The organism is Thiocapsa rosea (assembly GCF_003634315.1).
Lineage (GTDB): Bacteria > Pseudomonadota > Gammaproteobacteria > Chromatiales > Chromatiaceae > Thiocapsa > Thiocapsa rosea.
Genome location: NZ_RBXL01000001.1, coordinates 818,710 through 835,469, shown reverse-complemented (window position 1 = coordinate 835,469; position 16,760 = coordinate 818,710). Strand labels below are relative to the sequence as shown.

Below are 16,760 nucleotides of genomic sequence, written 5' to 3'. Positions count from 1 at the left end.
CCGAACCCCGAACCCCGAACCCCGAACCCCGAACCCCGAACCCCGAACCCCGAACCCCGAACCCCGAATCCATGCGAGTCCTCCTGATCGAAGACGATCGCCAAACCGCCAACTATCTCCTGAAGGCACTCGCCGAAACCGGCGCGGTCACCGACCATGTCGCGGACGGTCGCGCAGGTCTGTTGCAGGCTGCCGGCGGTGAGTACGACGCGCTGATCGTCGACCGCATGCTGCCCGGCCTCGACGGGGTCGGCATCGTGCGCACATTGCGCGCCTCGGGCAATCGCACGCCGGTGCTTTTTCTCAGCGCCTTGGGCGAGGTCGACGACCGTGTGGAGGGTTTGCGTGCGGGCGGTGACGACTATCTCGTTAAGCCCTTTGCCTTCTCCGAGCTGCATGCGCGACTCGAGGTGCTGCTGCGTCGCGGCAAAGCCGACACCCCGGAGACGCGACTGCGGGTCGCGGACCTCGAGATGGATCTGCTCAAGCGCGAGGTGACCCGCGCCGGGCGCGAGATCCAACTGCAGCCGCGCGAGTTCCGGCTGCTCGAATATCTGGTGCGCCACGCCGGCCAGGTGGTGACCCGCACCATGCTGCTCGAGCAGGTGTGGGACTATCATTTCGACCCCCAAACCAACGTCATCGATGTCCATATCAGCCGCCTGCGCGGCAAGATCGACAAGGACTTCGCGCCGCCGCTCCTCCAGACCGTCCGCGGTGTCGGCTACATGATCCGCGGCGCATGAGCGTCGCCGAGGCTCCGCCGTCGGCCCTGCGTGCCCGGGCCGCCAATATTCTGCGCAGCTCGACCTTCCGTCTGGCCGTCCTCTACGTGCTGCTGCTCGGCGTCTCGGTCGGCATCCTCATGGCCTTCCTGTATTGGTCGACCGCCGGCTATATGGACCGCCAGACCGCGGCGACGATCGAGGCCGAGATCCGCGGGCTTGCCGAGCAATACCGGCGGCGCGGTCTCGCCGGCCTGTCCTCGGTGATCAGCGAGCGCGTCGCGCGCGATCCGGTCGGGTCGAGCGTCTATCTCCTGGTCGACGACAACCTCGAGCCGCTCGCCGGCAACCTCGATCGCTGGCCCGCGGGCTTTCCCGACCCGGACGGATGGATTGGTTTCCGCCTGCGCGAGCGCGGACCGGATCGCACCGAAGAGCATGCGGCACGCGGACAGGTCTTCCTGCTGCGCGGCGGTCTCAGGCTTCTGGTCGGGCGCGACGTGCGTGATCTCGAGGCCACGCGCGCCCTGATACTGGATGCGCTCGGCTGGGGACTGGCCATCACCGCGGCCTTGGCCTTGCTGGGCGGATGGCTGATGAGCGCGGGTGTCATGCGGCGCCTGGAGACGATCAACCAGACCGCCGGCGAGATCATGGCCGGCGATCTGTCACGACGTGTTCCGCTCAACGGCAGCGGCGACGATTTCGACGCGCTGGCCGCGAACCTCAACCGGATGCTCGAGCGTATCGAGCAGCTGATGACCGGCGTGCGACAGGTCTCGGACAACATCGCCCATGATCTGCGCACGCCGCTGACCCGGGTGCGCACCAAGCTCGAGCTGCTGTGTGCCGAGCTCGACGGCTGCGAGAACGCCCGCGCGCTGGCCGCCGAGACGATCGCCGATACCGAGGAGATGCTGTCCACATTCAATGCGCTGCTGCGGATCGCACGGATCGAGTCGGGCGCTCGACGGTCCGCCTTCGCTCGCCTGGATCTGGCCGCCTTACTGGAGGATTTGGCCGAGCTCTACGAGCCGCTCGCGGCCGAGAAGGGGCAGGGCCTGAAGCTTCGGCTCGACGGTCCGGCCCAGGTCACGGGCGACCGCGACCTCTTGTTTCAAGCCTTGGCGAACCTGGTCGACAACGCCATCAAATACACGCCGTCGGGCGGGACCATCGCGCTTGCCGGGGCGTCTCGGGAGGATGGCGTGACAGTGACGATTCGCGATTCCGGGCCGGGCATTCCGCCGGAGGCGCGCGAGAGGGTTCTCGATCGTTTTGTTCGGCTCGACGACAGCCGCTCAACGCCCGGCAGCGGACTCGGCCTGAGCCTGGTGAAGGCGGTGCTCGACCTACACCAGGCCTCCATCGTGCTCGGCGGGGATGCCGGAGGGCTCATCGTTACGATCGGTTTCCGCGATGCGCGCTCCCCGGTCGCGTAACGGCGAATCGCCACTCGCCACTTACCAGTCACCACTGGGGGAGCAGTGCAGAATTTCCGAGACCATCCGAGATCATTTTCGTTGTCGTTGTCGTTGTCGTGGTCGTTGTCGTTGTCGTTGTCGTATCGATGGTCGATTACGACAACGACAACGACAACGACAACGAACGGTCTCGACACATCTGCCGTGCTGCACTAGTAAAGTCGCACCCCCGCAGTCGACTCGGCCCACCGCACCTCGTCCGCACTCAGGCGCTGCTCCAAGTCGCCTGGTCGAGCCTCCGGATCGTCGACCCACTCGCGCAGAAAGGTACCGCCGGAGAGCAGGTCGATGGCGAGGCGCTCGGTCTCGTACTCGTAGGGGAAGTCACGCCAGATCGGATAGTCCGGATATTCCAATCGAACCGCTTTCAACATAAGCGCGACCAATCGGTATGGCTTGAAGCGATCGTGACGGTAGCCGTGATGGTCGGTGTGGACCTGAAGGCCGGAGCAGAGCCGGCCGGCGTGCTTGTGGAAGGTCGGCTCGAACCAGCAGGGGCGTATGAGGGCGCCTTCGGTCCAGGCGGCACATTCGGCGCGCATGCGTGCCAGTACCCGCTCGAAGTCGACATCCGGCGCGCCGACGACTTCGAGAGACACCGTGGTGCCGCGTCCTTCGGACAGCGTTGTCCCCTCCAACAAGACGGTGCCCGGAAAGCAGCGGGCCATGTTGAGGCTCGCGGCGTTGGGGCTCGGGTTGATCCAGGGGAGTTCCATGATCGGCCAGCCGAAACCGGGGCCGACCTCGGGGCGATAGCCGTCCATCGCGATGACGTCCAGGTCGATATCGTGACCGCGGTAGTCGACGAACCAGCGGGCCAGCTCGCCGAAGGTCAGCCCGTGACGCATGATGATCGGACCCGCGCCGACGAAACTCTCCCAACCCGGCTCCAGGATGCTGCCTTCGATCGGTCGGCCCGCGGGGTTGGGTCGGTCCAGTACCCGGATGGCCTTGCCCGCCGCGGCGCAGGCGTCGATCAGATAGGCGAGCGTCGTGACATAGGTGTAGATGCGGGTGCCGATGTCCTGCAGATCCACCAGCAGCACATCGAAACGATCGAGCATCGCGTCGGTCGGATAGCGCACCTTGCCGTAGAGGCTGAAGACCGGGATGCCGTGTCGCGGGTCCAGGGCGTCTTCGGTCTCGACCATATTGTCCTGCTTGTCGCCGCGCATCCCGTGCTGAGGGCCGAAGGCCGCCGTGACAGTCAGCTCGCCGAGGTCCATCAGGGCATCCAGGCTGTGTCGACCCTCGGATGTGCAGGACGCGGGGTGCCCGAGCAGCGCCACTCGGCGACCTTGCAGGGGACGGCGCAGGGCGTGGTCTTCCAATAGCCGATCGATACCGAGTCTCACGATGTTCAGGCGGGCGTCATTGAGGTATCCATCCGCGAAGGATAACCGAAGACGATCGGCCTTCGGGTGCTATGATGCGCGCCGCGTTCGCCGACCGCCCGCTCCGAGACCTTTGTCGAAGACCGTTTGAATCCTGCTCCTTCGTTATTCGCTCCATGCACCTTCGCGATTTTCACTATGACCTGCCTGCCGATTTGATCGCCCAGCGTCCGCTGCCCGATCGCGGCGCCTCGCGCTTGCTCGCACTCGACCCCGAGGGCGAGGGCTGTCGCGACCTTCTCTTCAGCGATTTGCCGCGGTTGCTCCGGCCGGGTGACCTCCTGGTGTTCAACAATACGCGGGTGATGCGTGCCCGGCTGTTCGGGCGTAAGGACACCGGCGGTCGGGTCGAGATCCTGATCGAGCGCCTTGTGGACGCGCGCGCGGCATTGGCCCAGGTCCGGGCGAGCAAGTCGCCCAAGCCGGGCGGCTGGATCGAGCTCGATGGAGGTGCGCGGCTCCTCGTGGTGCAGCGCGAAGGCGATCTCTATCGACTCGGACTGGTCGAGGGTACCTTCGCCGATCTCATGTCGGAGCAGGGTCATATCCCCTTACCGCCCTATATCCAACGCCCCGACGACGTCTCGGACGAGGCGCGCTATCAAACGGTTTACGCACGACACAGCGGGGCGGTCGCCGCCCCGACGGCGGGTCTTCACTTCGACGAGGCCATGCTGGTTCGTCTGCGCGCGATGGGCGTCGGGCTCGCGGAGGTGACGCTGCACGTCGGTGCGGGGACCTTTCAGCCGGTTCGAGTGGACGACATCGATCGACACGAGATGCATGCCGAATGGATCGAGGTGAATGAGGAGGTCTGCCGTGCGGTGCATTCGACGCGCGCGAGTGGCGGACGTATCGTCGCCGTCGGCACCACGAGCGTGCGCAGTCTCGAGACCGCCGCAGCCGACGGCGCGCTCAAACCTTTTCGGGGCGACAGTCGCCTTTTTATTCGGCCCGGTTATCGGTTTCGTGTGGTGAACGCGATGATCACCAACTTCCACTTGCCCGAATCGACGCTGCTCATGCTGGTTTCGGCCTTTGCGGGTTATCGCCCCGTGATGGACGCCTACCGCCACGCCGTGGATGCTCGGTATCGGTTCTTCAGCTACGGCGATGCGATGTTTCTGAACCGCAATGAGGAGGATACGGCGCTTCACCACTCATCGAGTCGATGAGCCTGCGGTTCGGCCGAATCGGATTCGGCTCCGAATGGCTCAATCAGCGTGTGCGATTCTGCGGACATTCTCCGTGAAGTCGTGCGCAGCGACAGCTCTCTTAAAGCTGTCCCATGGATCGATTCCGGCACCTTATCCGATCGCGTTTTACCGTTTCTTCTTGACATCCAATGCAGAACGCATAAATTATAGAGACCGAGCCGCACGACGGCTCGCTTGTCTTTTCAGGGATTACCCTTTACCCGTTTTGGAGGTATGTCACGTGGAGTACGCTAACCTTAGCGTCGACGAGATCCAGCAGCAGCTTGCTGAGATCGAAAGCAGCAAGACCGAGCTGAAGCGCGCGCTGGAAGTACGCCGTCAGGAGGCGAAATCGGAAGTCGCTCAACAGATTAGGGGCTTGATCGCGCAATACGGCTACGAATTGGAAGAAATTCTGCCTCTGGTGGAATCCAAGCGTCGGCGTGCGGGCGGCTCGGTCCGGCGTTCGCCCACCGGGGGGCGGCAGTATACGCGATACGTCGATCCGGAGAATGGCGACAACGTCTATGTGCGTGGCGTTCTCCCCGGCTGGATGAAGCAAAAGATGGCGGAGCAGGGCTACGACCCGGCCTCCAAGACCGATCGTGAAGCCTTTAAGTCCAGTTATCTTCAGGCGGTCGACGCCTAGGCGCGATTGTTTCGGCGATTTCCGGAGAACCATCTCGGCATCGGGCGATCTTCCTCGGATCGCACGAGGCGCTTTCAAGCTCGGATGTCGAGATGGTGGGTCGGGACTGTTTCCGACCTCCGGCCGAGCTGACTCGGAAACGCCTCGGTAAATAGGATCTGCGCGGCACTGGCTTTCATTGTACGTATCGCGTAGACTCCATACATCGCATCATCCGGTCGATGCGTCGTCTCGCGGCTGACCCCACCTTATCCCAAGGCTTCATCCTCGAACGCCTCTTTTCTGCCTAGGCCGGTCCCGCGCCCGCGCGGTTATTAGGCCGGTTTCAGGAGTTTTCATGTCATTCGATTCACTCGGCCTTCAGGCCGATTTGCTGCGTGCCGTGGCAACGCAGCGTTATGCCCGTCCGACCCCGATTCAACTGCAGGCAATACCGGAGATTTTGGCCGGTCATGACCTGCTTGCCGGGGCTCAAACCGGGACAGGCAAGACGGCGGCCTTTGTGCTCCCGGTTTTGCAGCGCCTCTCCGAAAAGGGTCACCCGCAACGTCATCCGCGGGCACTGATCTTGACGCCGACGCGCGAGTTGGCGGCCCAGGTCGGCGAGCGTGTGCACGCCTACGGCCTGCACCTGCCTTTGCGCTCGGCGATTGTCTTCGGCGGTGTCGGTATGCAGCCCCAGATCAATCAGTTGCAGCGTGGCGTGGATGTTCTGATCGCAACCCCGGGGCGCCTGCTCGATCACGCCGGCCGACGCACCGTGGATCTGTCTCGCGTGGAAATCCTCGTCCTCGACGAGGCCGATCGCATGCTGGATATGGGCTTCATCCACGACATCCGGCGCATCATTCAGCTCCTCCCCGAGCGGCGTCAGAACCTGCTGTTTTCGGCGACCTACTCCGACGACATCAGGCGTTTGGCCGACGGGCTGCTCAAGCGGCCGAAATTGATCGAGGTTGCACGCCGCAACACGGCCGCCGAATCGGTCACGCAGGCGGCGCATCCGGTCGACAAGGCCCGCAAGCGCGATCTGCTCGCGCACCTCTTCCGTAGCGAGGGTTGGCATCAGGTCCTGGTGTTCACGCGGACCAAGGCCGGCGCCAATCGGCTCGTCGAGCACCTGGGTCGAGAGGGCATCACGGCTGCGGCCATCCACGGCAACAAGAGCCAATCGGCCCGAACACGCGCCTTGGATGATTTCAAGCGCGGGAGCGTCCGGGCATTGGTGGCGACCGATATCGCCGCGCGGGGATTGGATATCGTCGATCTGCCCCAAGTGGTGAATTTCGAGCTGCCCAACGTCGCCGAGGATTACGTGCACCGGATCGGTCGGACCGGTCGTGCAGGGGCCGGCGGCAAGGCATTGTCCTTAGTTAGCCATGACGAGCAAGGTTTGCTGCAAGGAATACAGCGGCTCCTGCGCAAAGAGATCTCGATGAATCCCGTCGTTGGTTTCGAGCCGTCTCTGGTTGCACCCGAGTGCGAGCCCGACCGAAGCCTCGGTGGCCGACGCGACTCGCGTGGACCGAGCCGACCGGCACGCAAGCCGGCGGCAGCTGCTTCGCCGGCAGCCAAACGCACATGGCGAGGCGGAGATCGGCGCGGGCGCATCGTCACGCCCTAGACACCCTTCGCCCTCGCGGGGACGCGGTCCAACCTGCCCCCGCGAAACCTTCGTCCCCAACGGTTGGGGACAAAGACCGTCGAAACAGTTGCGTATTGATCTTTCGACCGTTCTCTCTCTCTTCAATGCGCTCTCACGGAACTCTTGAATGATGAATATTTACGTTGGCAACCTGGCCTACGGCGTGACCCAAGACGAGCTGAAGACCGCATTCTCCGCCTATGGCGAGATCTCGAGCGTGAATTTGATCACCGACAAGTTCACCGGCGAGTCTAAGGGCTTCGGCTTCGTCGAGATGCCGAATAACTCCGAGGCAGATGCCGCCATCAAGGGGCTGAACGAGACGCCGCTGAAGGGCCGCAACCTGAAGGTCAACCAAGCCAAGCCGCGCGGTGAGCGTCCCTCACGCGGGCCGCGCTGGTAAGTTGACATCGACCTCGGGGCATTGCCCCGAGGTCGTTTGCGAAACCGAACTCGCGATCTTGTAGAGATTTCCTTTCCTCTCACAGCCCCCTGCGCATTCCCGATGTCGCTCGACCTGCTCTATCGCGTTTCTCCCGCCGCTCCGAATGCCCACCAGTTCCGCGTCGATATCGACATTCCGAATTCGGGTGCCGAACTCGTTGAGCTCTCTTTGCCCTCGTGGATTCCCGGCAGTTATATGATCAGGGACTTTGCGAGGAATATCCTGACGCTGGTCGCCGAATCGGCCGACGGAATGCCGCTCGAGTGTCGAAAGCGCGACAAACAAACCTGGGTTTGCCGGACGGCTGGCCATGCCATCAGGGTGCATTATTCCGTCTATGCGTGGGAGCTTTCGGTCCGCGCGGCGCATCTCGACAGCACGCACGCCTATTTCAACGGAGCGGTTCTCCTGATGCGGGTGCGCGGTATGGACGCCCGAGCCTGTTTGCTCGATGTATTGTCCCCCGATGCTCGCGACGGCGAGGAATGGGAGGTCGCAACCAGCCTCGCGCCCGAGCAGATCGACGCGCGTGGCTTCGGACGTTATCGCGCCGAGAATTACGACGATCTGATCGATCATCCGGTGGAGATGGGCTGCTTCGAGCGCGTGGCGTTCGATCTTGCGGGCGTGCCGCATCGCATGGCGATCACGGGCCGCCAGCAAGCCGATAAGGCACGCCTCGAGAGCGACCTCTCACACATTTGTGCCGAGCATGCGGCCCTATTCGGCGAATTGCCGATCGATCGTTATCTCTTTCTCGTCACCGCGGTGGGCGAGGGTTATGGTGGATTGGAACATCGGTTCTCCACCAGTCTGCTCTGCTCGCGCAACGATCTACCCCATCCGACCGACGAGAAACGCACCGACGCCTATATCCGCTTCTTGGGCCTGTGCAGTCACGAGTATTTCCATCTCTGGCATGTCAAGCGCATTCGGCCTGCTGCCTTGATGGATGGCGGGCTGGATCGGGAGATCCACACGCGCACGCTTTGGGCCTTCGAAGGCATCACGTCGTACTACGACGAGCTTGCCCTGGTGCGCAGCGGTCGTATCGATGTCCAAACCTATCTTGGCTTGCTCGCCGCGACCATCACCCGCCTGATGCGAACCCCGGGGCGCGAGGTGCAGACCCTGGTCGAGTCGAGCTTCGATGCCTGGACCAAGTTCTATAAGCAAGACGAAAACGCACCCAACGCCATCGTGAGCTATTACGTCAAGGGCGCCTTGGTCGCCTTGGCGCTGGATCTGAGGATTCGGGCGGGGACGCAGGGCAGGGTATCGCTCGATGACGTGATGCGCGCGCTCTGGAGCCGCTATGGCCGCACCGGTCTCGGCGTTCCTGAGCACGGGGTCGAGGCCGTCGCGACCGAGGTGTCGGGGCTCGATCTTGACGGTTTCTTCTCGACCGCCCTGGAGGGGACCGAGGAACTCGATCTCGAGCCGCTCTTGGCCGGGGTCGGGATCGCGATGCGGTTGCGCCCCGCGGATGGGCCGAAGGACCAGGGCGGGTGTCTGGAATGCTTCGGCCATCGCGAGGCGCGACCGACCCTGGATCTGCGCCTGCGGCCAGGTGCCTCCGAGGCGATCGTGCAGAACGTGATCCGCGGCGGTCCGGGCGAGCGTGCCGGTATCGCCCCGGGAGACGTCTTGGTCGCGGTCGACGGCCTGCGCGCAACGGCGGAGAATGTGGAATCCCTGGTCGCACGCGCTGCGGTCTCGTCCGAGGTCCGGATCCATCTGTTTCGGCGTGACGAGTTGATCGAGGTGCTAGCTATCCCGGCGCCGGCGCGATCCGATACCTGTGATGTGATGCTTTTGGACGCAGTGCCGCCGGAGGTGCTCGAGGCCCGCATGCGTTGGCTCGCCAGCGTTGTCCGGGACGGCGAGGATCGCGCCCCGTGATTCTCGGCTCGGCGTTTCATGGCCAGAACGTGCCCCCCGATCTCCTTGATGAGAAGCGACTTCTGGCAGCACTCTCCCCATCCGCTCGCCGAGCGATCGCGCGTCTGGAGATCCACACCGAGATCGACTCGACCAATCGCTACCTGATGCGCGAAGCGGCGACGGGCGCGCCCGGCGGAACGCTTTGCCTCGCGGAGTGCCAAACTGCCGGACGGGGGCGTCTCGGGCGTGCCTGGATCTCCCCGTTCGGGGCCAACCTTTATCTTTCGATGCTCTGGCGATACGCGGCGCCGCCGGTCGCCTTGGGTGGCTTCAGCTTGGTCGCAGGGGCCGTCGTTGCGGACGTGCTGCGTCGGATCGGCGCCGAAGGGCTCGCGCTGAAATGGCCGAACGATCTGCTCTGGGATCGGCGCAAGCTCGGCGGCATGCTCCTGGAGGTGGCCGGCGAGGCCAAAGGCCCCAGTGCCCTGGTGGTGGGGATCGGAATCAATGTGCGGATGACGGCCGATCACGGGCGGGTCATCGACCAACCTTGGGTCGATCTTACCGACGTGCTCGGTGGCTCGCGGGTCGATCGCAACACCCTGGCGGCGCTGATCGTCGATGCCCTGATCGATGCCTTCGAGCGTTTCGGTCGCGAGGGCTTGACCCCGTACCTTGCACTCTGGGCCGAATTCGACGCCTTTCGCGGCGAGCAGGCGCGCATCCTGCTTGCAGACCGAGAGATTCGGGGCAGGGTGCTCGGGATCGCATCGGACGGCGCTTTACGGCTCGATACCGCCGACGGGGAACGGCGGTTTCATGCCGGAGAGGTCAGTTTGAGACGCGAGGGTGAGGGCGAGCGATGATGCTGCTGTTGGATATCGGAAACACCAACCTGCGCTGGGGGCTCTCCGATGGCGGTCCTCCCGACGAGGTGCGGGTCGTTCGCCACTGCGCAGCGGTGCCGCTCGATCTTCTGGCCGACTGGGAGCGGCTGAATACACCCGAGCGCGTGGTTGCGAGCAACGTGGGCGGAGCTTCGGTCGCGACGGCGATCGGTCGCGCGACCCGGGCCTATTGGGGGCTCGACGTGGAATTCGTGCAGACTCGAGCGCACTTCGGCGCCCTGCGCATTGCGTATCCCGCGCCGGAACGCTTCGGTGTCGATCGCTGGCTCGCCCTGGTCGCCGCCCATCGCTTGGTTCCCGAGGCGGCGCTGATCGTGGACGCCGGAACGGCGGCCACCTTCGACCTCCTGCTTGCCGACGGGCGCCATCTCGGGGGCTTGATCCTCCCCGGGGTCGAGATGATGCGTGCGAGCCTTCTGGCCGGAACACTCATCCCGCGGATCGCCTCCGAGCCGACCGACGAACCTTGGGCGGTCGACACGGGTCCCGCCGTTGCGGCCGGCAGTCTTCAGGCGCTTGCGGCTCTGACAACTCGGCTCTACGACCGACTCGAGCAGCAGGCGCAGACGCCCCCGGCGCTGATTTTGACCGGCGGCGACGCCGAGCGCCTGATTCCGGCCATGGACCGACCCGCTCAGGTGGTGCCTGATTTGGTCTTGCGCGGACTGTTCGAGGTCGTTTCCGGCGAAGAAGCCCAGGCCGTCGGATGAGCGTCCGCCTCGCCGGGCGGGCTCGCAACGGGGCATCGGCTTGCGGCGTGAAGTGAGCGAGCAGAGGGTCACATGCGGGGATTTGGCGCCCTCGACAGGAATTGAACCTGTGACCTACCGCTTAGGAGGCGATCGCTCTATCCAACTGAGCTACGAGGGCGTGCTGCCGAGCGACATCGGCTTTAGTGTAACCCGGGGAATGACTGGAGGCACCGGTTAGGATCCCGATTCAGGCCGATATCGGTTGAAGTCCATCCGCGAAGCGGTGATTATTGAAGCGTGATCAGGTCTATACGCCCATGTCCATGACCAATCTGGCCCAGCCCGACGTCACCATCTTTCTCGATCACGCCGGCGTGATCCGGCGGGCGGCGCTGTCGCCTGCGATCCGCGGCGAGGCCCTGGATGCCTGGGTCGGGCGTCCCTGGGCCGAGACGGTGGAGTCGTTCGGAAGCGAGAGCCTGCAGAGCCTCGTCGACGACGCTCGGGATTCGGGTGTCTCGGCCTTCCGGCAGGTCAACCAGATCTTTCCATCCGGCTTGCGTCTTCCGATCGAGTATACCGCGGTGCGTTTGGGAGGGGATGCCGGTCTGGTCGCCATCGGCCGCAGTCTCCAAGCGGTGACGGAGCTGCAGACGCGCCTCGTTGAGGCGCAACAGACGATGGAACGTGACTATTGGAAGCTGCGCGAGGTCGAGACCCGGTATCGGCTCTTATTCGGATCCTCCAGCGACGCGGTCATTCTGTTGCGCGTCGACAGTCTCGCGATCCAGGACGTCAACCCGGCTGCGTCGCGCGCCCTCGTTGGTCCGGCCGGAGCGCGGAGGCCGTTGGTCGGAAAAGACTTTTCCGGCGAGTTGGTCGACGGCGAGCGCGACCTCTTTCACGCGATGCTCCGACGGCTTGACGATCACGGCAGCGCCCCGGGTATTCTGCTGCATCTCGGCGCGGAGCGAGCGGCTTGGATGGTGCGTGCTTCGCGGCTCGCGTCCGAGACCGGTTCACTGTACCTTCTCCAATTGACCGCCACCGAGGCCGCGTCGACGTCTCGGCCGTCTGCCGACGGGGAGGTTGCGAGCGTCCTGATCGAGCGCCTGCCCGATGGATTCGTCGTGACCGATCGCGGCGGCGTGATTCGCTGGGTGAATCCGGCGTTCCTCGACCTCGTTCAAATGCCGACCTCGGGCGGGGTGTTGCAGCAGAGCCTGGGGCGTTGGCTCGACCGGCCGGGCGCCGATATGGGCGTGTTGTTGGCGACGATCATGCGACTCGGCGTCGTACGTCCGTTCTTGACCAGACTCCGCGGCGAGCTCGGCGGGGAGACCGAGGTTGAGATCTCGGCAGCGGGGGATCTGGACAGCGAACCGACGTCGATCGGAATCTTCTTCCGCGACGTGGGCAGGCGCCTGCCGCGCCAGGACAACGACGAACGTCTCGGTGGACGTTTGGCCGCCTTGACCGGGCGGATCGGTAAAGGCCCCTTGCGTGCCTTGGTGGACGAGGCGGTCAGCGTGCTCGAGCAGCACTATATCGAAGAGGCGTTGGACCTCACGCGCGGCAATCGCACCGCAACCGCCGACCTGCTGGGCTTGAGTCGTCAGAGTCTCTACGTCAAGCTCAAGCGTTACGGAATGGATCAAGACACGATGACGGATCCAGGACATCGGCCCTAAACCGCGCCCGGAGTGAAATGCGTCATTTTCATTTTGTGATGGGCTTAAGGATTCTCCGACCTTTATGGAGACGCGGTTTAAGCATCGGAGTGCAGTCCAATTGACCCCCGATCTTTCCTCCTCACCGGCGTTCGGGCACGCCGATCTTTCCAATTGCGAGCGCGAGCAGATCCAGCTCGCCGCATCCATCCAGCCGCACGGCGCCCTGATCGTTCTGTCGGAGCCGGATCTTGTCGTGATCCAGGCCAGCGAGAATGCGCGCTCCCTGTTGCGGCTCGACCGGGAGCCGATCGGGCTCCGTCTCGACGCATTGATACCGGTCCTGGCAGCGCGGGTGCGGCCGAGGCTCGATGATGATCTGGCCCAGATCCCGCTGGTGTTGCGCACGCCGGTGGGGGGCCGCTCGGAGCGGGATTTCGATGCCATCGTGCATCGCCCGCCTGCAGGGGGATTGATCGTCGAGATGGAGCCATCGGGGTCCGCAGTCGATCTGTCGGCGCCGATCAACGCAGCGCTGCAGACGATCATCGCATCGGCGTCCTTGCGGTCCTTGTGCGACGAGGCTGCGCGAATCTTCAAGTCGATTGCCGGTTACGATCGGGTCATGGTCTATCGGTTCGACGACGAGGGCCACGGCGAGGTCTTTTCCGAGCAGCGCGAGCCAGAGCTGGAGGCCTACCTCGGCAACCGTTACCCGGATTCCGATATCCCTCAAATCGCGCGTCGACTCTACGAGCGCAACCGGATCCGTCTCTTGGTCGATGTCGATTACGCACCGGTGCGCATCCACCCCCGGGCCTCCCCCGTCACGGGGGAAGATCTGGATATGTCGCTGTGCAGCCTGCGCAGCATGTCGCCGATCCACATCCAGTATTTAAAGAATATGGGCGTCGGGGCGACCCTGGTCGCCTCGCTCTTGGTCGGCGGCAGACTCTGGGGTCTGATCGCGTGCCATCATCGCGGGCCGCGCTTCGTGCAGTACGAGATTCGCGCGGTCTGCGAGCTGCTGGCCGAGGCGGTGGCGACCCGCATCGCCGCCTTGGAGAGCTTTGTCCAGGCCCAGGCCGAGCTGTCGGTGCGGCGACTCGAGCAGCGCATGGTCGAGGCGATCTCGCGCGAGGGCGACTGGACATCCGCCCTCTTCGACGATCCCCGAACACTGCTCCAGACCGTCGATGCGGCCGGAGCGGCCTTGCTCTGCGACGGCAGGATTCTGACCACCGGAGATGTACCCGGAACCCGCGACCTACGCGAGATCGGCGCTTGGCTGGATACTCAGCCGCAGTGTGCGGTGATGGCGACCGCCTCGTTGCGGTGCGACGAGCCCCGTCTCGCCTATTTGACCCCGGTGGCGAGCGGTATCCTCGCAGCGCCGGTGTCGAGCTGTACGGGGGAGTATCTCATTTGGTGCCGTCCGGAGCGCGTACGCACCGTCACCTGGGGTGGGAATCCCTTCAAGCCGGTCTTCATCGGAGACGATCCCGCGCAGCTTTCCCCGCGGCGTTCGTTCGCGCAATGGCATCAGGTGGTCGAGGGCACATCCGAGCCCTGGACGTCCGCGAATCTGGCCACGGCTAGACTGATCGGCGAATCCGTGGCGGATGTCATCCAGCAGTTTCGCTCGGTCCGTGTGCTGATCGCCCAAGCGCAGCTCGCCCAGGTCCGCTCTCAGGTCCGAGTCTCCGAGCAGCCGATCCTCATCGCCGATGCGGACGGCGTGTTTTTGCTGACCACACAGTCCTTCGAGCGGCTCCTGCATCCGGATCAATCGCGCCCGCGGTGTCTGGATGAACTACTGGGCTTGTTCTCGGAGACGACGCAGGCGGAGGCGCGCCGCCGTCTCGAAGAGTTGATGACGCACCGTCGGCCATGGCGAGGAGAGGTCGAGTTAAATACCGGGGACAGCGGCCTGCGTCCGTTTCTGGTGCGCGCCGATCCGGTCTTCTCTTCGCCGGAGCGGGTCCTGGGATTTGTGCTCTTGCTGACCGACCTGAGCGAGCGCAAAAGGGCCGAGGATGCCCGGCATCGGGTTCAGGCCGGTCTGCTGGAGCAGCAGAAGATCATGCGCCAGCAGTTGCAATGGAGTGCCAACCCACTGTACCGCGAACTCCTCTCGGCCATTGTCGGGAATGCGCAGCTTGCCGCACTCGAGGTGACCGACGGCGTCGATTTGGGCCGCGTGCCCGCATTGGTCGACGCCGTTCAGTCATCCGTCCAGCGGACCACCCAGCTCCTCGAGCACCTCGCCTGGTATTCGGCGCAGAACACAAAGGGCGATCCGGCTAGCGGAAACTGATGCGAGCGGCTTAAACCGCGCCCGATAGGGTATGTGATGTTTTCGGATGGGATCGGCCCCGGCAGACTTAACGACCGTTTGAGTCGGCGCGGTTTAAGATATTAAAGAGATTAAATTCTAAACCGCGTCTCCGCAAAGGTCGGAAGAATCCTTGAGCCCGATACACAAGGAAAACGATGCATTTCACTCTGGACGCGGTTTAGGAGCGCCAGCGCAGTGCTAAATCCGCGAGGTGTGCGATCAGGGCTAGGCCCAGCCAGAGTCCGATCCAGATCCACTCGGCGCCGGTCAAGGCGAAACGCACCGCGACCAGCAGGAAGGCGCCCGCGAGCAGCAGGCCGACCAGATCGCGCGGTGCGACGCCTTTCCCCGTCAGGCGGTTGAAAAGCGTCAGTGCGATCGCCTCGACCACGACCAGGCCGAGGATCAGATCGATCAAGCGCCCGCTTTCGAAGAGCTCGGCCATGATGGCGCCTCCCTGGGTGCTTGCGTCGGACGCGTCGCGTCAGCGTGCCGAGACGAAACCCAAGAGGTGCGCCATGTCCTTGAAGAAGACCCGCAGATGGGCCGCCGGCTTGGCGCGGACCAGACGCTTGTTCATGTAGGCATCCCAGGTCAGAGACTGCACGTCAGGGTCTTTGCACATGCTCACGAAACGCTCGCGACGTTTGTCGCTGGAGTACCAAAAGTACTGCATCATCCCGAGCACCCAGAAGACCTTGCCGTGGGCCTTCATGAAGCGGGCTCGCGCGGTCTTGAGCGCGCGTGCGTCGCCGGTGGAGAGAAAGGTATCGACCGCGTCCCCGGCCAGACGTCCTCCGACCAGTGCGTAATAGATGCCTTCGCCCGAGGCGGGAGCCACGACGCCGGCGGCATCGCCGGCCAGCACCAGGTCACGTCCATTGTCCCAGCGCTTGAGCGGTTTCAGCGGGATGGGCGCGCCCTCGCGACGCAGGGTTTCGGCATGCTCGAGTCCGGCGCGGCGACGCAGCTCGGTGGTCGCGCTCTTGAGCGAGAAGCCATCGACCGCGGTGCCCACACCGACGCTGGTGGTGTCGCCGTGCGGGAAGACCCATCCGTAGAAGTCCGGCGAGATGTCGCCTTGGTAGTAGACATCGCAGCGCGTGCCGTCGAAGTCGGCCGGACCGCCGTTGGCCGGGGTCCGCACGATCTCGTGATAGGCTGCGACATACTTGATCTTGTCGGCGCCCGGAACGCACTGCTTGCCGACCGCAGAGTGTGCCCCGTCGGCGCCGATCACGGCACGGGCGCGGACCCGCTCGGACTCGTTGCCGCTGCGCCCGGCGCCCGGTCGATAACGGATGAGTGCCACACCGTCGGTGTCGCGCTCGACCGCCTCGAAGGTGCCGGTGCGCCGTTCGGCTCCGGCTTGTGCGGCGCGTTCGCGCAGCCACTCGTCGAAATGCTCGCGATCCACCATGCCGACATAGCCGCCGTTGATGGGCATGTCCACACGCTGATCGGACGGGGAGACCATGCGGGCGGAGTTGACCTGGTTCGCCAGCATGGATTCCGGGATATCGAACTCACGCATCGCCTGCGGCGGAATGGCGCCGCCGCAGGGCTTGATGCGCCCGCCGCGATCGAGCAAGAGGACGCGGCGACCGCGCTTGGCCAGGTCGGTTGCGGCAGTTGCACCGGCGGGGCCGCCGCCGACGATCACGACGTCGAATGTTTCAAGAGTTGTCATCGCATGCTGGCCCTGATGTTGGGGTAAAACGAAGTGTTCC

The 16,760-nt window shown here is 64.3% G+C and carries 14 protein-coding genes and 1 tRNA gene; 11 read left to right on the top strand and 4 right to left on the bottom strand.

The annotated features are described in order from the left end of the window. Positions 1–71: 71 nt before the first annotated feature. Both BDD21_RS03730 and BDD21_RS03725 read left to right on the top strand, forming a co-directional pair. Entirely contained in the window at positions 72–746 is a 675-nt protein-coding gene (locus tag BDD21_RS03730; protein ID WP_120795995.1) for a winged helix-turn-helix domain-containing protein, read from the top strand. Continuing rightward, on the top strand, positions 743–2,167 hold the full coding sequence (locus BDD21_RS03725; protein WP_120795994.1) for a sensor histidine kinase: 1,425 nt from the start codon (positions 743–745) through the stop codon (positions 2,165–2,167). Before BDD21_RS03730 ends, BDD21_RS03725 begins: the two co-directional genes overlap by 4 nt. 194 nt (positions 2,168–2,361) lie before the next feature. On the opposite strand, the gene BDD21_RS03720 is transcribed toward BDD21_RS03725, so the two are convergent. Continuing rightward, a complete protein-coding gene (locus tag BDD21_RS03720) occupies positions 2,362–3,567 on the bottom strand; it encodes an exo-beta-N-acetylmuramidase NamZ family protein (RefSeq protein WP_120795993.1) in 1,206 nt (401 codons plus the stop codon). A 152-nt stretch (positions 3,568–3,719) separates the two neighbouring features. Here BDD21_RS03720 and queA point away from each other — a divergent pair, with 152 nt between their 5' ends. From queA to BDD21_RS03685, 7 genes are all read left to right on the top strand, one after another. Continuing rightward, positions 3,720–4,778: a tRNA preQ1(34) S-adenosylmethionine ribosyltransferase-isomerase QueA gene (gene queA / locus BDD21_RS03715; RefSeq protein WP_120799731.1), complete on the top strand. Its 1,059-nt coding sequence runs from the start codon at positions 3,720–3,722 to the stop codon at positions 4,776–4,778. A gap of 262 nt (positions 4,779–5,040) precedes the next feature. After that, the gene (locus BDD21_RS03710) at positions 5,041–5,448 is read left to right on the top strand and encodes an H-NS histone family protein (RefSeq protein ID WP_120795992.1); all 408 of its coding nucleotides are present in this window, start codon (positions 5,041–5,043) and stop codon (positions 5,446–5,448) included. Between the two features lie 337 nt (positions 5,449–5,785). After that, positions 5,786–7,072 (top strand): DEAD/DEAH box helicase, encoded by a 1,287-nt coding sequence (locus BDD21_RS03705; RefSeq protein WP_120795991.1) that lies wholly within the window; start codon positions 5,786–5,788, stop codon positions 7,070–7,072. A gap of 151 nt (positions 7,073–7,223) precedes the next feature. Then, positions 7,224–7,496 (top strand): RNA recognition motif domain-containing protein, encoded by a 273-nt coding sequence (locus BDD21_RS03700; protein WP_007191936.1) that lies wholly within the window; start codon positions 7,224–7,226, stop codon positions 7,494–7,496. 102 nt (positions 7,497–7,598) lie between these two features. Continuing rightward, entirely contained in the window at positions 7,599–9,440 is a 1,842-nt protein-coding gene (locus BDD21_RS03695) for a M61 family metallopeptidase (protein ID WP_120795990.1), read from the top strand. Further along, a complete protein-coding gene (locus BDD21_RS03690; RefSeq protein WP_120795989.1) occupies positions 9,437–10,288 on the top strand; it encodes a biotin--[acetyl-CoA-carboxylase] ligase in 852 nt (283 codons plus the stop codon). The genes BDD21_RS03695 and BDD21_RS03690 overlap by 4 nt, the downstream gene beginning before the upstream one ends. Beyond that, positions 10,285–11,040 (top strand): type III pantothenate kinase, encoded by a 756-nt coding sequence (locus tag BDD21_RS03685; RefSeq protein ID WP_120795988.1) that lies wholly within the window; start codon positions 10,285–10,287, stop codon positions 11,038–11,040. The genes BDD21_RS03690 and BDD21_RS03685 overlap by 4 nt, the downstream gene beginning before the upstream one ends. 83 nt (positions 11,041–11,123) lie before the next feature. Here BDD21_RS03685 and BDD21_RS03680 read toward each other — a convergent pair. After that, a tRNA-Arg gene (locus BDD21_RS03680) sits at positions 11,124–11,200 on the bottom strand. A 112-nt stretch (positions 11,201–11,312) separates the two neighbouring features. On the opposite strand from BDD21_RS03680, the gene ppsR reads away from it, so the two are divergent. Continuing rightward, the gene (gene ppsR, locus BDD21_RS03675; protein WP_245969390.1) at positions 11,313–12,713 is read left to right on the top strand and encodes a transcriptional regulator PpsR; all 1,401 of its coding nucleotides are present in this window, start codon (positions 11,313–11,315) and stop codon (positions 12,711–12,713) included. A 100-nt stretch (positions 12,714–12,813) separates the two neighbouring features. Then, positions 12,814–15,009 (top strand): PAS domain-containing sensor histidine kinase, encoded by a 2,196-nt coding sequence (locus tag BDD21_RS03670; RefSeq protein ID WP_120799729.1) that lies wholly within the window; start codon positions 12,814–12,816, stop codon positions 15,007–15,009. Positions 15,010–15,208: 199 nt separating this feature from the next. Here the strand turns inward: BDD21_RS03670 and BDD21_RS03665 are convergent, their stop codons facing one another. Both BDD21_RS03665 and BDD21_RS03660 read right to left on the bottom strand, forming a co-directional pair. Further along, positions 15,209–15,475, bottom strand: coding sequence for a hypothetical protein (locus BDD21_RS03665; RefSeq protein ID WP_120795987.1), 267 nt, complete (start codon positions 15,473–15,475; stop codon positions 15,209–15,211). 39 nt (positions 15,476–15,514) lie between these two features. Continuing rightward, positions 15,515–16,720: a geranylgeranyl diphosphate reductase gene (locus BDD21_RS03660; protein ID WP_120795986.1), complete on the bottom strand. Its 1,206-nt coding sequence runs from the start codon at positions 16,718–16,720 to the stop codon at positions 15,515–15,517. Between the last annotated feature and the right edge of the window lie 40 nt (positions 16,721–16,760).

What these genes read in the sequence shown, in the direction of transcription:
- BDD21_RS03685 (WP_120795988.1), top strand. Translation starts at nt 10,285, where the DNA reads ATGATGCTGCTGTTGGATATCGGAAACACCAACCTGCGCTGGGGGCTC.
- queA (WP_120799731.1), top strand. Translation starts at nt 3,720, where the DNA reads ATGCACCTTCGCGATTTTCACTATGACCTGCCTGCCGATTTGATCGCC.
- BDD21_RS03705 (WP_120795991.1), top strand. Translation starts at nt 5,786, where the DNA reads ATGTCATTCGATTCACTCGGCCTTCAGGCCGATTTGCTGCGTGCCGTG.
- BDD21_RS03700 (WP_007191936.1), top strand. Translation starts at nt 7,224, where the DNA reads ATGAATATTTACGTTGGCAACCTGGCCTACGGCGTGACCCAAGACGAG.
- BDD21_RS03730 (WP_120795995.1), top strand. Translation starts at nt 72, where the DNA reads ATGCGAGTCCTCCTGATCGAAGACGATCGCCAAACCGCCAACTATCTC.
- BDD21_RS03665 (WP_120795987.1), bottom strand. Translation starts at nt 15,475, where the DNA reads ATGGCCGAGCTCTTCGAAAGCGGGCGCTTGATCGATCTGATCCTCGGC.
- BDD21_RS03660 (WP_120795986.1), bottom strand. Translation starts at nt 16,720, where the DNA reads ATGACAACTCTTGAAACATTCGACGTCGTGATCGTCGGCGGCGGCCCC.
- BDD21_RS03725 (WP_120795994.1), top strand. Translation starts at nt 743, where the DNA reads ATGAGCGTCGCCGAGGCTCCGCCGTCGGCCCTGCGTGCCCGGGCCGCC.
- BDD21_RS03695 (WP_120795990.1), top strand. Translation starts at nt 7,599, where the DNA reads ATGTCGCTCGACCTGCTCTATCGCGTTTCTCCCGCCGCTCCGAATGCC.